The sequence below is a fragment of the Serratia sp. X3 genome, from assembly GCF_014982455.1.
GTDB lineage: Bacteria > Pseudomonadota > Gammaproteobacteria > Enterobacterales > Enterobacteriaceae > Serratia > Serratia ureilytica.
On record NZ_JADCNB010000006.1, the window covers coordinates 184661 to 204307 of the forward strand.

General features: G+C 60.5%; 18 protein-coding genes and 1 other RNA gene. 6 read left to right on the plus strand and 13 right to left on the minus strand.

What is annotated here, in order from left to right; translation table 11 throughout:
- Positions 1 to 6: 6 nt before the first annotated feature.
- From IMX17_RS20590 to IMX17_RS20625, 8 genes are all read right to left on the minus strand, one after another.
- The gene (locus tag IMX17_RS20590; protein WP_046898985.1) at positions 7 to 972 is read right to left on the minus strand and encodes a zinc-binding alcohol dehydrogenase family protein; all 966 of its coding nucleotides are present in this window, start codon (positions 970 to 972) and stop codon (positions 7 to 9) included.
- Between the two features lie 108 nt (positions 973 to 1080).
- Positions 1081 to 3960 carry an aminomethyl-transferring glycine dehydrogenase gene (gene gcvP, locus IMX17_RS20595; protein ID WP_015378983.1) on the minus strand — a complete coding sequence of 960 codons (2880 nt, stop codon included), beginning with the start codon at positions 3958 to 3960 and terminating at the stop codon, positions 1081 to 1083.
- A gap of 92 nt (positions 3961 to 4052) precedes the next feature.
- Positions 4053 to 4439: a glycine cleavage system protein GcvH gene (gene gcvH / locus IMX17_RS20600; RefSeq protein WP_025304150.1), complete on the minus strand. Its 387-nt coding sequence runs from the start codon at positions 4437 to 4439 to the stop codon at positions 4053 to 4055.
- A 46-nt stretch (positions 4440 to 4485) separates the two neighbouring features.
- On the minus strand, positions 4486 to 5583 hold the full coding sequence (gene gcvT / locus IMX17_RS20605; protein WP_004931631.1) for a glycine cleavage system aminomethyltransferase GcvT: 1098 nt from the start codon (positions 5581 to 5583) through the stop codon (positions 4486 to 4488).
- A gap of 506 nt (positions 5584 to 6089) precedes the next feature.
- Positions 6090 to 7292 carry an FAD-dependent 2-octaprenylphenol hydroxylase gene (ubiI, locus tag IMX17_RS20610; RefSeq protein WP_182265339.1) on the minus strand — a complete coding sequence of 401 codons (1203 nt, stop codon included), beginning with the start codon at positions 7290 to 7292 and terminating at the stop codon, positions 6090 to 6092.
- A 78-nt stretch (positions 7293 to 7370) separates the two neighbouring features.
- Positions 7371 to 8549: a 2-octaprenyl-6-methoxyphenyl hydroxylase gene (gene ubiH, locus IMX17_RS20615; protein WP_182265340.1), complete on the minus strand. Its 1179-nt coding sequence runs from the start codon at positions 8547 to 8549 to the stop codon at positions 7371 to 7373.
- 1 nt (position 8550) lies between these two features.
- Entirely contained in the window at positions 8551 to 9867 is a 1317-nt protein-coding gene (pepP, locus tag IMX17_RS20620; RefSeq protein WP_049240090.1) for a Xaa-Pro aminopeptidase, read from the minus strand.
- Positions 9868 to 9922: 55 nt separating this feature from the next.
- Positions 9923 to 10501: a YecA family protein gene (locus tag IMX17_RS20625; protein WP_046898981.1), complete on the minus strand. Its 579-nt coding sequence runs from the start codon at positions 10499 to 10501 to the stop codon at positions 9923 to 9925.
- A 319-nt stretch (positions 10502 to 10820) separates the two neighbouring features.
- Here IMX17_RS20625 and zapA point away from each other — a divergent pair, with 319 nt between their 5' ends.
- The 3 genes from zapA (at position 10821) to IMX17_RS20640 (ending at position 12034) form a co-directional block, all read left to right on the plus strand.
- Complete coding sequence (gene zapA / locus IMX17_RS20630) at positions 10821 to 11150, plus strand: cell division protein ZapA (RefSeq protein WP_004931621.1); 330 nt, start codon at positions 10821 to 10823, stop codon at positions 11148 to 11150.
- Positions 11151 to 11191: 41 nt separating this feature from the next.
- Positions 11192 to 11374, plus strand: a non-coding RNA gene (ssrS, locus tag IMX17_RS20635) — 6S RNA.
- A 51-nt stretch (positions 11375 to 11425) separates the two neighbouring features.
- On the plus strand, positions 11426 to 12034 hold the full coding sequence (locus tag IMX17_RS20640) for a 5-formyltetrahydrofolate cyclo-ligase (protein ID WP_046898980.1): 609 nt from the start codon (positions 11426 to 11428) through the stop codon (positions 12032 to 12034).
- A 48-nt stretch (positions 12035 to 12082) separates the two neighbouring features.
- Here the strand turns inward: IMX17_RS20640 and serA are convergent, their stop codons facing one another.
- Positions 12083 to 13321: a phosphoglycerate dehydrogenase gene (gene serA / locus IMX17_RS20645; protein WP_046898979.1), complete on the minus strand. Its 1239-nt coding sequence runs from the start codon at positions 13319 to 13321 to the stop codon at positions 12083 to 12085.
- A gap of 292 nt (positions 13322 to 13613) precedes the next feature.
- Positions 13614 to 14270, minus strand: a complete 657-nt coding sequence (rpiA, locus tag IMX17_RS20650; RefSeq protein ID WP_025304157.1) for a ribose-5-phosphate isomerase RpiA — start codon at positions 14268 to 14270, stop codon at positions 13614 to 13616.
- Between the two features lie 204 nt (positions 14271 to 14474).
- On the opposite strand from rpiA, the gene IMX17_RS20655 reads away from it, so the two are divergent.
- Positions 14475 to 15368, plus strand: a complete 894-nt coding sequence (locus tag IMX17_RS20655) for a LysR family transcriptional regulator ArgP (protein ID WP_004931613.1) — start codon at positions 14475 to 14477, stop codon at positions 15366 to 15368.
- A gap of 48 nt (positions 15369 to 15416) precedes the next feature.
- On the opposite strand, the gene IMX17_RS20660 is transcribed toward IMX17_RS20655, so the two are convergent.
- Positions 15417 to 16148 (minus strand): oxidative stress defense protein, encoded by a 732-nt coding sequence (locus IMX17_RS20660; protein ID WP_031300626.1) that lies wholly within the window; start codon positions 16146 to 16148, stop codon positions 15417 to 15419.
- A 121-nt stretch (positions 16149 to 16269) separates the two neighbouring features.
- A complete protein-coding gene (argO, locus tag IMX17_RS20665) occupies positions 16270 to 16887 on the minus strand; it encodes an arginine exporter ArgO (RefSeq protein WP_004931603.1) in 618 nt (205 codons plus the stop codon).
- A gap of 212 nt (positions 16888 to 17099) precedes the next feature.
- Here argO and IMX17_RS20670 point away from each other — a divergent pair, with 212 nt between their 5' ends.
- On the plus strand, positions 17100 to 17798 hold the full coding sequence (locus tag IMX17_RS20670; RefSeq protein ID WP_193550176.1) for an RluA family pseudouridine synthase: 699 nt from the start codon (positions 17100 to 17102) through the stop codon (positions 17796 to 17798).
- A 7-nt stretch (positions 17799 to 17805) separates the two neighbouring features.
- Here the strand turns inward: IMX17_RS20670 and IMX17_RS20675 are convergent, their stop codons facing one another.
- Positions 17806 to 18345 carry a DUF2058 domain-containing protein gene (locus tag IMX17_RS20675; protein ID WP_046898977.1) on the minus strand — a complete coding sequence of 180 codons (540 nt, stop codon included), beginning with the start codon at positions 18343 to 18345 and terminating at the stop codon, positions 17806 to 17808.
- Between the two features lie 316 nt (positions 18346 to 18661).
- Here IMX17_RS20675 and IMX17_RS20680 point away from each other — a divergent pair, with 316 nt between their 5' ends.
- On the plus strand, positions 18662 to 19639 hold the full coding sequence (locus IMX17_RS20680; protein WP_033644742.1) for a DUF1852 domain-containing protein: 978 nt from the start codon (positions 18662 to 18664) through the stop codon (positions 19637 to 19639).
- The last annotated feature ends 8 nt before the right edge of the window (positions 19640 to 19647 follow it).

The window sequence follows — 19647 nt, forward strand, 5'->3', positions numbered from 1 at the left end:
CCGGGGTTAACGGGCGATGCGCATCACCGAACGCACGTCGCTTTTCTTGTTCAGATCCCACACCTCGGCGATCTCCGCCAACGCGTGCTCCTGCGTCTCGATAGTGAGCGCTCCGGTCGCCGCCAGCGCCAAAATCTCGGTCGCGTAGCGCTGCATCTCCGGGATCGGCGGGAAGTTGCCGGTGCCGCTGCCGAGGATCTGCAGCTGGTTGCTGCGCAACACCGCCGCCGGCAGCCGGATGTCCGGCGCGGCCATCGAACCGACATTGACCAAGCGAATGCCGCGTCCGCCGGCGTAAGACGAGAGATCGTGATTATTGAGCGTCGCCAGCAGCGCTTCCGTCGCCGGGCCCCAGATGTAATCGACGATCACCTGATAACCGCCCGGCCCCGCCGCCGCCGCGAAGGCCTGCGTCAGCGCCTCGCCCTGCAGGCTCAGATCCACCGTGGCGTCTACGCCCAATGCCTCCAGCACGCTCAGTCGACGGCCGGCGGCAACAATGCGCCTGGCCCCCGCCTGACGCGCCGCCGCGACCGCCAGCTTGCCGGAGGTGCCGGTGGCGCCAATGATCAGCACCGTTTCACCGGGCTGCAGATCCGCCCGCCAGCGCAGCGGCAGCCAGGCGGCGAAGGCCGGATTGATCAGCGCGGCCGCCGTGGCGTCGTCCACCGCCTCCGGTACCGGCACCGTCCAGGACGCGACGCTGCGCTCGGCCATTGCGCCGTAAGGGCGGCGGAAAGAGGCGAAGTACACCCGTTGCCCGTCCGCCGTACGGCCCACGCCATCGGTGCCGGGCACGATCGGCAATTGCTTCGGGCTGGAATAGTGGGTGCCGGCGACGGTGGCGCGATCCAGCTGTTTGATGCCGGCCGCCAGAACGTCGATCGGCACTTCATTCGCCTGCGCCTGAGGCTCCTCAAAGGTGCCGAAAACCGGGGGTTGCCCCAGCGCTGTTACGATTGCCGCTTGCATGGTGACTCCTCAAATCGTGGGAACGTAAAGGAAAGAATAGGCCGCGATAAAATAAAAAGGGACACCGCATGATGCGGTGTCCCCCGAACACAAACTTTGCCGAACGTGTTATTCGTAATCGCTCATCGGCACGCAAGAGCAGAACAGGTTACGGTCGCCGTACACGTCGTCCAGACGCTTAACGCTCGGCCAGTACTTGTTCTCGCGTACGCCGGCCACCGGGAACACCGCCAGCTCGCGGCTGTACGGATGCTGCCAGTCGTTGACCAGCTCCGCCTGCACGTGCGGCGCATTCACCAGCGGGTTGTCTTCCAGCGGCCATTCGCCCTTGGCGACGCGGTCGATTTCGCTGCGGATCGCCAGCATCGCATCGATAAAGCGATCCAGCTCCACCTTGCTTTCCGACTCGGTCGGCTCGACCATCAGCGTGCCCGCCACCGGGAACGACATGGTCGGGGCGTGGAAACCGAAGTCGATCAGGCGCTTGGCGATGTCCATTTCGCTGATGCCGGTCTCTTCCTTCAGCGGACGAATATCGAGGATACATTCGTGCGCCACGCGGTGATCGCGGCCGGTATACAGAATCGGGTACGCGTCTTTCAGACGGGTGGCGATGTAGTTGGCGTTCAGTATCGCCATCTGGCTGGCCTGCTTCAGGCCCTCCGCGCCCATCATGCGAATATACATCCAGCTGATAGGCAGGATGGAGGCGCTGCCGAACGGCGCCGCGGAGACCGCGCCCTGCTGGGTGGTCACGCCGTCGATCTGCACCACGCTGTGGCCCGGCACGAACGGCGCCAGGTGCGCTTTCACGCCGATCGGGCCCATGCCCGGGCCGCCGCCGCCGTGCGGGATGCAGAAGGTCTTATGCAGGTTGAGGTGCGAAACGTCCGCGCCGATGTAGCCTGGCGTGGTGATGCCCACCTGGGCGTTCATGTTGGCGCCGTCCAGATATACCTGGCCGCCGAACTGATGCACGATCTGGCACACTTCGCGGATGGTTTCTTCATACACACCGTGGGTCGACGGGTAGGTCACCATGATGCAAGAGAGTTCTTCGCCCGCCTGCTCCGCCTTGACGCGCAGATCGTGCAGGTCGATGTTGCCGTTCTTGTCGCAGGCCACCACCACCACGCTCATGCCTGCCATCTGGGCGGAAGCCGGGTTGGTGCCGTGTGCCGAGCTCGGGATCAGACAGACGTGGCGGCCCGCTTCATTGCGGCTTTCGTGGTAGCGACGGATCGCCAGCAGGCCGGCGTATTCGCCCTGCGCGCCGGAGTTCGGCTGCATGCACACCGCGTCATAGCCGGTCAGCTGCACCAGCCACTGAGACAGTTGGCCGATCATCTGCTGGTAACCGGCCGCCTGCTCCGGCGGGCAGAACGGATGCAACTCTGAGAATTCAGGCCAGGTGATCGGGATCATTTCCGCCGCGGCGTTCAATTTCATGGTGCAGGAACCCAGCGGGATCATCGCCTGGTTCAGCGCCAGATCCTTGCGCTCCAGACGATGCATGTAGCGCATCATCTCGGTTTCGCTGTGATAGCGGTTGAATACCGGATGGGTCAGGATCGGATCCTGGCGCAGCATGGCGGCCGGGATCGATTGGCTGTTTTTGCTCACCGCCGCGTCCAACGCGTCGATGTCCAGACCGTGATTGTCGCCGGCCAGCAGTGCGAACAGCGTTTGCACGTCTTCACGCGAGGTGGCTTCATCCAGCGTGATGCCCACGGCGCCGTGGATGTCGGTACGCAGGTTGATGCCGAAGCTCAGCGCGCGCTCCAGCACCGCCGCCTTGTCCTTCACTTCGACGGTCAGGGTGTCGAACCAGGTGTGGTGACGCAGCGTCAGGCCGGCCTTCTGCAGCCCGGCGGCCAAAATGTCGGTCAGGCGATGGATGCGCCCGGCGATGCGCTGCAGGCCTTGCGGGCCGTGATACACCGCATACAGGCTGGCGATGTTGGCCAGCAGCACCTGCGAGGTACAGATATTCGAGTTGGCTTTCTCGCGGCGGATATGTTGCTCGCGAGTCTGCATCGCCATGCGCAGCGCGGTGTTGCCGGCGGCATCGCGGGAAACGCCGATGATGCGGCCCGGCATTGAGCGCTTGAACTCGTCGCGGCAGGCGAAGAAGGCGGCGTGCGGGCCGCCGTAGCCCATCGGCACGCCGAAGCGTTGCGCGGAGCCGAACACCACGTCGGCGCCCTGCTTGCCCGGCGCGGTCAGCAGCACCAGGGCCATGATGTCGGCGGCCACGCTGGTGATGATTTTGCGCGATTTCAGTTCGGCCAGCAGCGCGCTGTAGTCGTGCAGTTCACCGGTGGTGCCCACCTGCTGCAGCAGCACGCCGAACACGCCGTCCAGCTCCAGCACTTTTTCCGCTTTATCGACGATGACGTCGAAGCCGAAGGTTTCGGCGCGGGTGCGTACCACGTCCAGCGTTTGCGGATGCACGTCGTCAGCCACGAAGAAACGGTTGGCGTCTTTCAGCTTGCTGGCGCGTTTGGCCAACGCCATCGCCTCGGCGGCGGCGGTCGCTTCATCCAGCAGCGAAGCGGAGGCCAGATCCAGACCGGTCAGATCGAGAGTCACGGTCTGGAAGTTCAGCAGCGCTTCCAGACGGCCCTGCGACACTTCCGGCTGATAGGGGGTGTAAGCGGTGTACCAGCCCGGATTTTCCAGCATGTTGCGCAGGATCACCGGCGGCGTCAGCACGGCGCTGTAGCCCATGCCGATATAGGATTTGTAGCGCTGATTCTGGGAGGCGATCGCCTTCAGCTCAGCCAACGCCTGATGTTCGGTCGCCGCGTCGCCAACCGGCGGCGGCCCCGGCAGCTGAATGTCCGCCGGCACGATCTGTTGGATCAGCGCGCTGAGCGAGCGAGCGCCCACCGCTGCCAGCAACTCCTGGCGTTGTTCCGCAGAAGAGCCGATGTGGCGTTCAATGAACGCTTCGCTGTGTTCGAGTTGGCTGAGTGTCTGAGTCATTGCTACAAATTCCTGAATGCTTGCGTGATACGGGATATAGCTTGAACGGTAACTAAAACGCCCCGGCCGAAAGGCCTGGGGCGTGGGCACGATTACTCGTCGATCGAGGCCTGATAAGCCGCGGCGTCCAGCAGGTTCGCCAGCTCGCCTTCGTCGGAGGCTTTAATCTGGAACAGGAAGCCGTCACCGTAAGGTTCGCTGTTCACCAGCTCCGGGGAGCTTTCCAGCTCGCCGTTCACCGCCACGATTTCGCCGCTGATTGGCGCGTAAATGTCCGATGCCGCCTTGACGGATTCCGCCACGGCGCAATCTTCACCGGCGGCGACGCTGCGGCCCACTTCCGGCAGATCGACAAACACCATATCGCCCAGCAGTTCCTGCGCATGTTCGGTGATGCCTACGGTGTAAACGCCGTTACCTTCTGCACGAACCCACTCGTGGGAGGATGCGTATTTCAATTCTGTTGGCACATTGCTCATCGCCGGTTACTCCTTCGAAGAAATAAAAGAATCAATCAATAAAAAATCAATTTGTCAGCGGCTTGCCGGCGCGAACGAAACCGGGCTTGGTCACTTTAACCGGCATTTCACGGTTGCGGATCTGCACGATAGCCTGCTCGCCGATGCCTGCCGGCACGCGCGCCAGCGCGATGCTGAAGCCCAGCGTCGGAGAGAACGAGCCGCTGGTGATCACACCTTCGTGGGTTTGCCCCGCCGCGTCGGTGAAACGCACCGGTAGCTCATTACGTAATACGCCTTTTTCCGTCATGATCAAGCCGACCAGTTGCTCGGTGCCCTGCTCGCGCTGTTGTTCCAGCGCTTCGCGGCCGATGAAACGGCGATCTTCCGGCTGCCAGGCGATGGTCCAGCCCATGTTGGCGGCCAGCGGCGAAACGCCTTCATCCATCTCTTGCCCGTAGAGGTTCATGCCCGCTTCCAGGCGCAGGGTGTCGCGCGCGCCCAGACCGGCCGGCTTGACGCCCGCGGCCAGCAATTTTTGCCAGAAATCCGCCGCCTGCTCTTTCGGCAGCGCGATCTCATAGCCGGCCTCGCCGGTGTAACCGGTGGTGGCGATGAACAGCTCGCCGGCCTGCACGCCGAAGAATGGCTTCATGCCTTCGACCGCGCTTTTTTGCTCCGGGGTGAACAGGGTGCCGGCGCGCTCTTTGGCCTGCGGGCCCTGCACCGCGATCAGCGCCAGATCGTCGCGCACCGTCAGCGCGACGCCATACGGCGCGGCGTGCTCTTCGATCCAGGCCAGGTCTTTGTCGCGGGTGGCGGAGTTCACCACCAGGCGGAAATAGTCTTCAGTGAGGAAATAAACGATCAGGTCGTCGATCACGCCGCCGGAGGCATTCAGCATGCCGGTGTACAGCGCTTTGCCGGGTTGGGTCAGTTTGGCGACGTCGTTCGCCAGCAGGTAGCGCAGGAACTCGCGGGTGCGGGCGCCGTGCAGATCCACAATGGTCATGTGAGACACGTCGAACATGCCGGCATCCTGACGCACCGCGTGGTGCTCATCGAGCTGCGAGCCGTAGTGCAGCGGCATCATCCAGCCGTGAAAGTCTACCATGCGCGCACCGCACGCCACGTGCTGGTCGTACAGTGGGGTTTGCTTTGCCATCTTTTCCCTCTTTCCACTCGTCGCTAGAAGTTAGGGTGCTGCCACGCAATGCGGCGGAGCCTGGCTCGCGGCCCGATCGCCATGGCGCACTGACTGCTCAACACAAATGCTGCGCCGGGACGGGCGGAAACTGCGTGCAACCGCCGTGACGCAAACGATACCTTTCCCTCGAACTTATCACCGAACGACCACATTAACCATAAGTTAAAATAGGCTCATCGCCGTTCCGGGGCGGTAAAACGCCGGGCTAGTGTGCAGAGTTTTTCACTGGAAAAATGCGCCTTAAGGCACAAAATTAACAATTAAAGCGGCAAAACACCGAACTTATATAACAAACCTATGGCCTCACATGGGATCCGGACTTTTGATAACCGAACATGGAATTAGAAAAAGTAATGATAAAAAGCGGCTGAAATTAGATTATTTCAAATGAAGGGTTATATAAGGAAAAGCGATGGAATAAGGCGAGAAGCGCGAGCCCGATGCGGGCCCGCAGAAGGAAGGGATCAGGCAAGCCACTCGGGCAGATCGTTCAGGCCCATCGCCTGACGCACCAGCTTCGGTTTGACGCCCGGCAGGCTGTCCGCCAGCCGCAGGCCCACGTCGCGCAGCAGCTTTTTGGCCGGGTGATTACCGTCGAACAGTTCGCGGAAACCCTGCATGCTGGCCAGCATTACCGCCGCGCCATGTTTGCGGCGGCGTTCATAACGGCGCAGATAGAGGTGCTGGCCGATATCCTTGCCCTGCCGCTGCAGGCGGCGCAGTTCGGAAATCAGCTCGGCGGCGTCCATAAAGCCCAGGTTCACCCCCTGCCCGGCCAGCGGATGCACGGTATGCGCCGCATCGCCTACCAGCGCCAGGCGGTGCGCGGCGAAGCTGCGCGCATAGCGGCCGGTCAACGGGAACGCCAGCCGTTCGCTTTCCAGGCTGCAGGCGCCCAAACGCATATCGAAGGCCATCGCCAGTTCGCGATTGAATTGTTCCGGCTCCAGCTGCTTGAGGCGTTCGGCCTCTTCCGGCGCGACCGACCAGACGATGGAGCTCAAATGCGGATCGCTGAACGGCAGGAACGCCAGAATGCCGTCGCCGTGGAAAATTTGCCGCGCCGTCGCCTGATGCGGCTCTTCGGTGCGAATGGTGGCCACCAGCGCGTGGTGGCGATAGTCCCAGAAGGTCAGCGGGATATCGGCGTGCTGACGCAGCCACGACTGGGCGCCGTCGGCACCAATCACCAACCGGGCGGTCAGCATGCGGCCGTCCTCCAGCGTGACGAAGGCGTCGTTCTCGCCCCACGCCACCTGCTTGAGCGCGGCCGGGGTAATCAGCGTAATGTCCGACAGGCTTTCGGCGCGCTTCCACAGCGCCTGCTGGATCACCGCGTTTTCGATGATGTGGCCGAGATGGCTGAAGCCGCACTCGTCGCCGCGGAAGGCGATTTTGCCGAAGCTGTCGCGATCCCACACTTCCATCGCGTTATAGGCGCTGGCGCGCAGCTGGAGAATGTCGTCCCACACGCCGATGTGCTGCAGCAAACGCTCGCTGGCGGCATTGATGGCGGAGACGCGCAGAGCCGGCTGTTCCGACGGCGGCGCCATCTCCGGCTGGCGCTGCTCCAGCACCGCCACGCGCAGCCCGCTGCCCTGCAGGCCGCAGGCCAACGCCAGCCCCACCATACCGCCACCGGCGATAATCACGTCAAATGATTGCATGCTGCTCGATTTCCTTAAATAACGCGCGACGCCTTGCCGCGCCGCGCTTTGGGCGCGTTAAAGCGCCCGACCATGTCTCTAACGTTCCACCCAGCCCAGCGTACGCTTGGCGAAGGCATCGCGTATCGCCGGCAAACGTTCCATCGCCATCAGCGCCAGATTGCGGCCGATCACCAGCGGGCCATAACGGTTGGCGAACAGATGAATCAACCCGTCGGTCACGCCGATCGTCGCCCGCTGATCGTTTTGCCGCCGCTGCTGATAACGGCTCAGCAGTGCGTAACCGCCGGCGTCTTCGCCGCTGTCTGCCGCTTCCGCCAGCGTTTCCGCCAGCGACATCACGTCGCGCAGGCCAAGGTTGAACCCCTGCCCGGCGATAGGATGCAGCGTTTGCGCCGCGTTGCCCACCAGCGCCAGCCGGTGGCTGACATGGCGATCGGCGGTCAGCAGACCGAGTGGGTAACTGTGCCGTTTACCGGCTTTGAGAATGCGCCCCAGCCGCCAGCCGAAGGCTTGTTGCAGCTCGGCGATAAACCGCGCGTCGTCCCAGGCATCCACCTGATCGCGATCTTCGCGCGCATGGCACCATACCAGTGAACTGCGCCCCTGCGACATCGGCAACAGCGCCAGCGGCCCATAGCGGGTAAAGCGCTCAAAGGCGCGCCCCTGCGGATCTTCCGCCGTGGTGACGTTGGCGATGGTGGCGAACTGCGGATAGTCCTCCTGCCGCCACTGCATATTGCAGGCTTGCGCCAGCGCAGAGCGCGAGCCGTCGGCCGCCACCAGCAATTGCCCGCGCAGACGCTGGCCGTTGTCCAGCAGCACTTCCGCCCGCTCTGCGGTGCGAATCACGTCCACCACCCGCGCCGGGCAGTGCAGCGTAACGCCGGGCGCCTTGGCCAGCAGCGCGAACAGCCGCTGCCCGGCGTCGTGCAGTTCGATCACCTGGCCGAGCGCATCGACCTGATAATCTTGCGCCTGCAGATTCACAAACCCGGCGTGGCCGCGATCGCTGACGTGCACCTGAGTGATCGGTGTAGCGCAATCGCGCAGTGCCGGCCAAACGCCGATGCGCGCCAGCTGTTGGCAGGTGCCCTGCGCCAGCGCGATGGCGCGAGCGTCAAAGCCCGGGTGGCTGCGGTCGTCCGGCCGGGTCGCCTCGACCAGATCCACCGCCATTCTTCCCTGAGTGAGCGACGAAATGGCCAGCGCCAACGTCGCGCCCGCCATCCCGCCGCCAACGATAATAACGCTCATGCTACGACCTTGCCGCCGCCATCAAGGCCTCGATGGCATCGGCGTCTTTCACCACGGTGGCGGTCAGGTTTTCATTGCCGTCGGCAGTGATCACGATGTCGTCCTCGATGCGGATACCGATGCCGCGGTACTCCGCCGGTACGTCCGCATCCGGCGCGATGTACAGCCCCGGCTCCACGGTCAGCACCATGCCCGGCTCCAGCAGCCGATCGCGGCTCGGCGTGCCATAGTGGCCGACGTCGTGCACGTCGAGACCCAGCCAGTGGCTCAGCCCGTGCATAAAGAACTGACGGTGGGCCTGCTCGGCGATCAACTGGTCGACTTCACCTTTCAATACGCCCAGCTCCACCAGCCCGACCACCATGATGCGCACCACTTCGTCATTGACTTCGCGGATGCTGGTACCGGGTTTGAACAGTTCCAAAGCGCGCTGCAGCGACGCCAGCACAATGTCATACACCGCGCGCTGCGGCCGGCTGAACTTGCCGTTGACCGGGAAGGTGCGGGTGATGTCGCCGGCGTACCCCTGGTACTCGCAGCCCGCGTCGATCAACACCAGATCGCCGTCGCGCATCTGGCTCTCGTTCTCGGTGTAGTGCAGGATACAGCCGTTTTCGCCGCTGCCGACGATGGTGTTGTAAGACGGGTAACGGGCGCCGAGGCGGGTGAACTCATGATGAATTTCCGCTTCCAGCTGGTATTCGAACATGCCCGGACGGCATTTTTCCATCGCGCGGGTGTGCGCCAACGCGCTGATCTCGCCGGCGCGGCGCATCACCGCCAGCTCTTCCGGCGACTTGAACAGCCGCATGTCGTGCAGCCACGGCCGCCAGTCGGTGACGGTGGCCGGCGCCTGCAGGTTCTGGCGGAATCCCTTGCGCAGCTTGTCCAGCGCGCCGAACAGGATCTGATCGGCATAGGCGTATTCGCCCTGCGCGTGGTAAACCACGTCCAGGCCATTCAGCAACAGGTGCAGCTGGTCATTGATTTCATCGAACGGCAGCGCGCGATCCACGCCCAGCTTCGCCGGCGCGGCGTCTTGCCCCAGACGGCGGCCAAACCAGATTTCCGCCGTCAGGTCGCGCACCCGGTTGAACAACACGCTGTGGTTGTGCGTTTCATCGCTTTTAATCAGCACCAGCACCGCTTCCGGCTCATTGAAGCCGGTCAGGTACCAAAAATCGCTGTTCTGCCGGTAGGGATAGTCTGAATCTGCACTGCGCGTCGTTTCCGGCGCAGAGAAAATAACCGCCGCGCTGGCCGGCGCCATTTTCGCCAACAGCGCCTGGCGGCGGTTGTTGAATTCCTGCTGAGTCATTACCTTCTCCTGAAATCATGCCGTCCGCACCGCCGGCGGAAGGGCGATAGAACGTTTAGTGCAGCGTCGGTTTGATATTTTCCGGCGCCGTCGGTTTCTGACGGGTGAATTCGCCGTGGCACATGATGGCGGCGACCCGCACATACTCCGCCACTTCTTCCAACGACTGTTCCAATTCTTCCTGATCTTCGTCTTCGTCGTAGCCCAGCTGCGCGATGTTGCGCAGATCGTCAATCGCTTCACCGACTTCGTCTTTCACCTGAGCCAGCTTCGGCTGCATCATGCCCAGACCGAGCAGGAAGTGGTTGACCCAACCGGCCAGCGCATCGGCGCGATCGAACACGCTGACGATCTCCCCTTCAGGCAGCATCAGTTGGAACAGGAATTCGTCATCTTCCAGCGTGTCACGCGTCGCTTCATACAGCTGCTGCAACGGTTGGCTGAGCGCCTGCGGGAAGGCGACGCCTTCGTTGGTCAGATCGTGCACCAGCGCCTGCCAGCCGGCATCACGGCTGCCGCCGCACAGCAAGCCGCTGATCAGGCCGTGCATTTCTGCCGCGGTCAGCGCCACCGACTGCTGGTTGAGGGCCACGGTCAAAGATTGGTAACTTGGAAATGTATTCTGTATAGACATGCGCATTCGTCATCGTTGGCAGGATAAGTTCGTGTTATGCTACCACCAAGGTCCGTCGCTATACCAGATAAGCGCGACACCTCAGTGGCTAGTTATAATCGCGATGTGGCAGGTTTCACACTGCGCCGGCGGGTGACGAAAGTGCGGTAAATACGCATTTTGAAACCCTTTTTTGACTGGCAATGTCCGCCACAGTAGATTACAACCAGGTACTGAAAAAGGGGTTGTATCTTGGTACCGAGGTATATATAGTGGCGCCCGCTTTGACGGCCCGGCCCGGGCGGACAAGGCTGGCGCGAAATTTAGGCAGGAAGGTGGCATGTCTGCACAACCGGTAGATATTCAAATTTTTGGCCGCTCGTTAAGAGTCAATTGCCCGCCAGAACAACAAGATGCGTTGAATATGGCGGCGGACGATCTTAACCAACGGTTGCAAGATCTTAAAGTTCGCACTAGAGTCTCCAATACTGAGCAACTGGTTTTCATCGCGGCATTGAACGTCTGTCACGAACTTGCTCAAGAACGGTTGAAAACCCGTGACTATGCGTCCAATATGGAACAACGCATACGGATGCTGCAGCAGACCATTGAACAAGCGCTGCTTGAACAAGGTCGCATCTCTGAACGTCAGGATGCACAATTCGAATAACTTAAGTTGTTGAAAGCCAAGTTTTCGGCAACGAGTACAAAATTTCTCTGAGATGTTCGCCAGCGGGCCAGTCCCCTGAGCCGATATTTAGTACAAACAGAATGTGTTGCTCCGCGATCGGTGAGCACGCTCGGTGCGCCGAGAAGCCTTAAGATTGCGACGGCACGTTCACCTTGAACCATGGGTTCAAGGGTTACAGCCTGCGACGGCATCTCGGAGATTCCCCTTCTCAGCGGTTTTGTGTGCTGAACGCCACACTGAGCAAGCCTGATACGATGCCTTTTCAACCCCAATTCGCGCAGCAGCGCCAAGCCATTCGTCAACTCATTCGCCAACGTCGGCGCGAGCTTACGCCCGAGCAGCAACGCTTTGCCGCAGAAAAGATAACCGAACGTCTCGTCGCGCACAGCCGTATTCAAGCGGCGCACAGCATCGCGGTCTTCCTGTCGTTTGACGGCGAACTCGATACCGGGCCGCTGATCGAGCGTTTGTGGACGCTCGGTAAACGGGTTTACCTGCCGGTGCTGCATCCGTTCAGCCCGGGACACCTGTTGTTCCTGCGCTATGCGCCGGAAACGCCGCTGGTGCGCAATCGCTTCAATATTCTCGAGCCGCGTCTCGATGTGCGCCAGGTGTTGCCGCTGGGTGAACTGGAGGTGGTGCTGACGCCGCTGGTGGCATTCGATCATACCGGACAGCGTCTGGGCATGGGCGGCGGCTTTTACGATCGCACCCTGCAAAACTGGCGCAGCGGCGGCCCCTATCCCATCGGCCTGGCCCATGATTGCCAGCAGGTGGAGCACCTGCCGACCGAACACTGGGATATCCCGCTGCCGGAAATCCTCACCCCGCTCTGCAGCTGGGCGTGGCGGGAGCCCAAATAGCAAAAGGCCGGATCGCTCCGGCCTTTTTCGTTGCGGCGAGCCGCCGAATCAGAACAGCAGACGGGCGCGAATGGTGCCGTCGATGGCCTTCATGCGCTGCAGCGCGGCGTCGGCGCGCGCGGTTTCCGCTTCGATGTCGATCACCACATAGCCGATTTCCGGCCCGGTTTGCAGATACTGCGCGGCGATGTTAACCCCCTCTTCGGCGAAGATCTGGTTAATCTGCGTCAGCACGCCCGGACGGTTTTCATGGATGTGCAGCAGACGGCTGGCGTTCGGACCATGCGCCGGCAACGACACTTCCGGGAAGTTGACCGCCGACAGGGTCGAACCGTTATCGGAATATTTCGCCAGCTTGCCGGCCACTTCGTCGCCGATGTTCTCCTGCGCTTCCTGCGTGGAACCGCCGATGTGCGGCGTCAGCAGCACGTTGTCGAACTCACACAGCGGCGAGTTGAACGGATCGCTGTTGGTCGCCGGCTCTTCCGGGAAGACGTCGATCGCCGCGCCCGCCAGGTGATTGCTGGTCAGCGCGTCGCACAGCGCGGGGATATCCACCACGGTGCCGCGCGAGGCGTTGATCAGAATAGCGCCCGGTTTCATCAGCGCCAGCTCTTCCGCCCCCATCATGTTCTTGGTCGCCAGCGTTTCCGGCACGTGCAGCGTCACCACGTCGCTCATATTGAGCAGATCGGACAGATGACGCACCTGTTGCGCGTTGCCCAGCGGCAGCTTGTTCTCGATATCGTAGAAGAACACCTTCATGCCCAGCCCTTCGGCCAGAATGCCCAGCTGGGTGCCGATATGGCCGTAGCCGATGATGCCCAGTTTTTTGCCGCGCGCTTCATAGGAGCCCACGGCCAGTTTGTGCCACACGCCGCGGTGCGCCTTGGCGTTGGCGGCCGGAATGCCGCGCAGCATCAACAGCAGCTCGCCCAGCACCATTTCGGCCACGGATCGGGTATTGGAGAACGGGGCGTTGAAGACCGGAATGCCGCGTTTGGTCGCCGCTTTCAGGTCAACCTGGTTGGTGCCGATACAGAAGCAGCCCACCGCCACCAGTTTTTCTGCGGCGGCGAACACCTCTTCGGTCAGATGCGTGCGCGATCGGATGCCGACGAAGTGCGCATCGCGGATGGAGGCCTTCAGCGATTCGGTGTCTAACGCACCCTTGTGGTATTCGATGTTGGTATAACCGGCGGCACGCAAATTATCGACCGTGCTCTGATGAACCCCTTCCACCAACAGGAATTTAATCCTGTCTTTCTCCAATGATACTTTTGCCATTTACCCGACCCTATGTTCAGACTTCAGAAGCGGCTGTGACGACACAGCTCCCATCCAACATAACAAAAATAACGCGGGCGGCAATACAAACGATTGCCTGCCCGGCAGGACAAGGCGCAGCGTTGATGGCGGTTTACGGCAGAAAATGCCATAGGGAAAGTTTTCGGCAGAAGCTTTGGGGAGTCAGTTTTCACAATGTGACATAAGTCACCAAATTTGCCGCTTTTCAGAAAAGATGTTTTAACCGAAGAAATATGCGGCCCGGCACTGCCGGGCCACAGGCCGCAGAGGCTTATTTGACCACTTTCACGCCTTCCGGGGTGCCGACCAGCGCTACGTCCGCGCCGCGGTTGGCGAACAGCCCCACGGTCACCACGCCGGCGATGCCGTTGATCTTGTTCTCCAGCGCGATGGCGTCGGTGATGCTCAGGTTATGCACATCGAGGATCACGTTGCCGTTGTCGGTCACCACGTTCTGGCGATACTCCGGCAGGCCGCCCAGTTTCACCAGCTCACGCGCCACATAGGAACGGGCCATCGGGATCACTTCCACCGGCAGCGGGAATTTGCCCAGCACGTCCACCTGCTTGCTGGCGTCGACGATGCAGATGAATTTCTTGGCGATGGCGGCGATGATCTTCTCGCGCGTCAGCGCCGCGCCGCCGCCTTTGATCATCTGCATGTGGCCGTTGATTTCGTCCGCGCCGTCCACGTAGATATCGAGCGAGTCCACTTCGTTGCTGTCGAACACATGGATGCCGAGGCTTTTCAGCTTGGCGGTGGAGGCGTCTGAGCTGGACACCGCGCCTTCAATCTGGTGCTTGATGGAGCCCAGCGCGTCAATAAAGTGGGCAGCGGTAGAGCCGGTGCCTACCCCGACGATGGTGCCCGGCGTCACGTATTCCAGCGCCGCCCAGCCCACCGCTTTTTTCAGTTCATCCTGCGTCATAATATGTCCCTTGCCTCTGTACGAAAACGTGTGCGTATTATAGGGTAAAACGCTGTTTTTCACGCCGGCAGGATCACACTTATTTACCGCAGCCCGCATTTTTACCCGCCTGGCGGCGAGTTGGTGGCGTGATTTTTCCACCTGCGCCGCGCGCAAAATGTGGCATAGTGCCGGTATCATTCTAATTTAAGGGATATCTTTCCGATGAAACGCCCAGACTATCGTACGCTGCAAGCGCTGGACGCGGTGATCCGTGAGCGCGGCTTCGAGCGCGCCGCGCAAAAACTCTGCATCACGCAATCGGCGGTATCCCAACGCATCAAACAGCTGGAAAACCTGTTCGGCCAACCGCTGCTGGTCCGCACCGTGCCGCCGCGCCCGACCGAACAGGGGCAAAAGCTGCTGGCGCTGCTGCATCAGGTGGAGCTGCTGGAAGAAGAGTGGCTGGGCAACGACACCGGCGTCGATACGCCGCTGCTGCTGTCGCTGGCGGTCAACGCCGACAGTCTGGCGACCTGGCTGCTGCCGGCGCTGAAGCCGGTGCTGGCGGACTCCCCCATTCGTCTGAATCTGCAGGTGGAAGATGAAACCCGCACCCAGGAGCGGCTGCGCCGCGGTGAGGTGGTGGGCGCGGTGAGTATTCAGCCGCAGCCGCTGCCGAGCTGCCTGGTGGATCGGCTGGGGGCGCTGGACTACCTGTTCGTGGCCTCCAGCGGCTTCGCCGAGCGCTATTTCCCGAACGGCGTCACCCGCTCCGCGCTGTTGAAAGCGCCGGCGGTGGCCTTCGATCATCTTGACGACATGCACCAGGCATTTCTGCAGCAGAACTTCGATCTGTCGCCGGGCAGCGTGCCCTGCCACATCGTGAACTCATCGGAAGCCTTCGTGCAGCTGGCCCGTCAGGGCACCACCTGCTGTATGATCCCGCATCTGCAGATCGAAAAAGAGCTGGCATCCGGCGAACTGATCGATCTGACGCCAGGGCTGTACCAGCGCCGCATGCTGTACTGGCACCGCTTCGCGCCGGAGAGCCGCATGATGCGTAAAGTGACCGACGCGTTGCTGGAGCACGGTCACCAGGTGCTGCGCCAGGATTAAAACGAAAAAAGGTTCGCCGCAGCGAACCTTTTCTTCATGGCAACACCTTTACTGCGCGGCGTTGCGCTGCAGCTCGAACACCACATCCACCTGATCGTCGAAGTGAATGCTTTGCTGTTCATAGGTTTGCGCCGCGTCGTTTTCCGCCGCCGCGCCGGCCGCTTTATACATCCGCGCCACCGGCATCGGCTGGTAGTTGGCGACCCGGTAGCGAATGCTGTACACCGGCCCCAACTTGGCGTGGAAGCCCTTGGCCAGGGATTCGGCCTGCTGAGTCGCGTTCTCGATCGCTTTTTGCCGCGCCTGTTCGCGATACACGTCCGGCTTGGCGACGCCCAGCTCCACCGCGCGGATCTCGTTCAGGCCGGATTTCAACGCGCCGTCCAGCAGCTCGTTCAGCTTGTCCAACTGGCGCAACGTCACCTGCACCTGACGCACCGCACGGTAACCCTTCAGCACCGACTCGCCGGTTTTCAGGTAGTCGTATTCCGGCTGGGTGCGCAGGTTGGCGGCGCTGATGTCTTTCTTCTCGATGTTATTTTTCTGCAGGAAATCAAAGTACTGCGCCACGCGCTCATCCACCTGCTTCTTCGCCTGGGCGGCGTCTTTGGAGGAAACGCTCACTTCGATCGCCAGGGTGGCGATATCCGGCGTGGCGTCCACGCTGGCGGTGCCGGAGGTGACGACGTGCGGCCCTTCAGGCAATTCAGCCGCCTGCAGCGCCATCGGTAGCGTCCCTAATCCGACCATTGCGGCCATAGCCAATGCTTTTAGCTTCACAGTGTCTCCTTAATGACAGGCTGTCTCTGATCGCCGGCTTTTCCCTGCGAGAACCGCCGGATTCCTGGCATCAAACGTAGCATATCGCACGGCGTTTTGAATTCGGATTAGTGACAAATTCTTATAAATTTGCCCCCTGCCAGGCCAGCTGCAGCGCGATGCCCCACATCACCAGACCGACCAGCGCGTTGATGATGCGCTGCGCCCGCTGGGTGTTCAGCCACGGCGCCAGCCAGGAGGCCAGCAGCGCCAGGCCAAAGAACCACACCGCCGACGCGCTGACCGCGCCAAGCGCGAACCAGGAACGCACGTCCGCCGTCAGCTGTCCGCCCAGGCTGCCGAGCACCACGAAGGTATCCAGATAGACGTGCGGATTCAGCCAGGTGACCGCCAGCATGGTGACCACGATGCGCCAGCGGCTCTGCGCCAGCTCCTGCGCCGCGGCCTGCGCCGGTTGCGGGCTGAAGGCAGAACGGAACGCGCCCCAGCCGTACCACAGCAGAAACGCCACCCCGCCCCAGGTGACTAGCGCCAGCAGCAGCGGCGAGCGGGTCAGCAACGCGCTGCCGCCGAAAATACCGGCGCAGATCAGCACGATATCGCTCAGCGCGCACAATGAGGCGATCATCAGATGATACTGACGGCGAATGCCCTGATTCATCACGAATACGTTCTGCGGACCCAGCGGCAGGATCATGGCGGCGCTCAGGGCAAAGCCCTGCAGGAAGACGGCTAGCATGGGAAATTCCTCGAATGATAAAAGGCGCCGGACGTGGGCGCGTGTCGGTCAACACGCGCATCATACGAGGAAGCGATCATTAGGTGAAATTGATGTTTCTAATCAAGTATCAGAGATGCTAATACCCTGTGGGCGCCAGGCCAGCGCCGCCAGATTCGCTCATCGGCAGAAAATTCGCTATCATCCGCTCCTCCTCTGCAACCGGCCGCCCGATGTCTACGATTATCGATACCTTTATCGCTCCGCCCTGTCATGACCAGATAGAGATCCTCTATCAGGACGCTCATCTGGCGCTGATCAATAAGCCGGCCGGGTTGCTCAGCCTTTCGGGCAAGAATCCGCAAAATCTCGACTCGGTGCACTATCGGCTGGTGCAGATCTTCCCCGGCTGCACGCTGGCACACCGCCTGGATTTCGGTACATCCGGGTTGATGGTGGTGGCCCGCAATAAGGCCGTCAACGCCGCGCTCTGCCGGCAGTTCAGCGAGCGCACCGTCGGTAAAGTCTACAGCGCGCTGCTTTGCGGCCATGTGGCGGATGACGAAGGGATGATAGACGCGGCGATCGCCAAAGATCCGGCGCTGTTCCCGCTGATGTCGATTTGCGCCCTCCACGGCAAGCCCGCCCGCTCCCGCTATCGGGTCGTCGAGCGTTTTTATCGTCACGTGGAGGATGGGACATCGCTGCCGCTGACGCGGGTGCAGCTCACCCCGGAGACCGGGCGCACCCACCAGCTGCGTATTCACAGCTGGCAGTTGGGCCACCCCATTTTAGGCTGCGATCTGTATGGCGGGCGTCTGCTGCCGGGTGCCGAACAGACGCCGCGGCTGATGCTGCACGCCAGCGAACTGGACTTTGTGCACCCCATCAGCGGAGAGCGGATAACCGCTCGTCACGCCGCGCCGTTCTGAACGCGGCTTACCACATCAAATCGTCAGGCACTTTAAAGTCGGCGTACGGATCGTCTTCATCCTGCTCTTCCTGACTCAGCGCGCTGTGCAACACAATGCTGCCCGCATCGCGCTGCGCGATTTTATCGGCGACGCTCGCGGGGATAATCGCGTATTCACACTCTTCCCGGTTCTCGATCAGCAAACGCGCAATGGCGAGACGGCCATTGATCAGCTGGGTCTGGGTCGCTTTATCCACCAGGATTTTCTTGATCAGGTTGCCGTCGGTGAAGTTAAAACCGATATCGCCTTTCGCCAGGACGATGCGGTTCATCTCGATCAGTTGCTTCACCTGCGCCTTGTATTCTTTGGACAGCGCGGCTTGCTTTTGCTGCTCGCTCAGCTGCTTATCGCGTTCAAGCTGCGCCTTTTTATTCTCTTCCACCGCCTCTCTGGCCTCACGGGCCTGAACGCGTGATTTTTTAGCCGTTCTTTGGACTTTGGCCATTTTCTTGCTGGTTACCAAGCCCGCTTTTAGCATCTGCTCTTGTAAGGTGAGTTTTGTCATGTTCGTGTCTGAAGCCGTGGGATCATGGAGGGATTATACCCGTAATGTTTCAGGCTGCACCAGGTTGCCGGCCCAACCCACCGGCGGTTTGCGCCGCAGAGCAACAGCGGTAAAACGGCCCGAACGCCCGATCATGAATACCGCTCATGTGGTAATGAAATTAAGTCTCTTTCACTCCCTCCGTGACTCTGGCAAAAATAGACCTCATTAACGACAGACAATATGAAATCGGCTGAATAAAAAAATAGAAAAACAAGCCATTGAAATAAATGGATAAATCCAGCCTTCATATCATATAACAGGATGCTATAAGACGATGAATACAGACTTTACCTTTACGATTAAGAGCAGTTCTTTCGACGAAGATTATAACCCTTCTGAAAATACGCGTATCACCACCAACTTTGCCAATTTGGCCAGAGGGAAAAACCGCCGGGAGAACCTGCGCAACACGTTGGTGATGATCGACAATCGCTTTAATGCATTAGCCTATTGGGATAACCCCAAGGCCGATCGCTACTCCGTCGAGCTGGAAATCATCTCGGTTGAGATGCGCATCGAAGATCAGGGCGCCAGCTTTCCGGTTATCGAGATCCTGAAAACCAACATCATCGATAAAAAAACGCAAAAGCGTATCGAGGGCATCGTTGGAAACAATTTCTCCTCTTACGTGCGCGATTACGACTTTAGCGTCTTGCTGCCGGCGCACAATAAAAACACGGCGGAATTTACCATTCCGGATGATTTCGGCGATTTGCACGGCAATATCTTTAAGCACTTCGTCAATTCAAACGAATACCATGAAAATTTCAGCAAACCGCCGGTGATCTGCCTCAGCGTATCCAGCAAAGACACCTACCATCGGACGGGCAATCAACACCCGGTCTTGGGCGACGAGTATCGGCAAGACGGCGCTTCATTGACCGACCGGTATTTTAAAAAAATGGGCCTGCAGGTGCGCTATTTCATGCCGAAAAATAGCGTTGCGCCCCTGGCCTTTTATTTCCCCGGGGATTTGCTGAGCGATTACACCGACCTGGAACTGATCGGCACCATCAGCACGATGGAGACCTTCCAGAAAATCTATCGGCCTGAAATTTACAATGCCAACTCGGCGGCGGGGCAATGCTATCAGCCAAGCTTGAATAACCAGGATCATTCATTAACCAAGATTGTTTACGATCGCGAAGAGCGTAGCCAGTTAGCGATTGAGCAGGGGAAATTTACGGAAGAGCAATTTATCAAACCCTATAAGCCTATTCTTGAGCAATGGTCTGCTCACTACGCGCTTTGATTCACTTA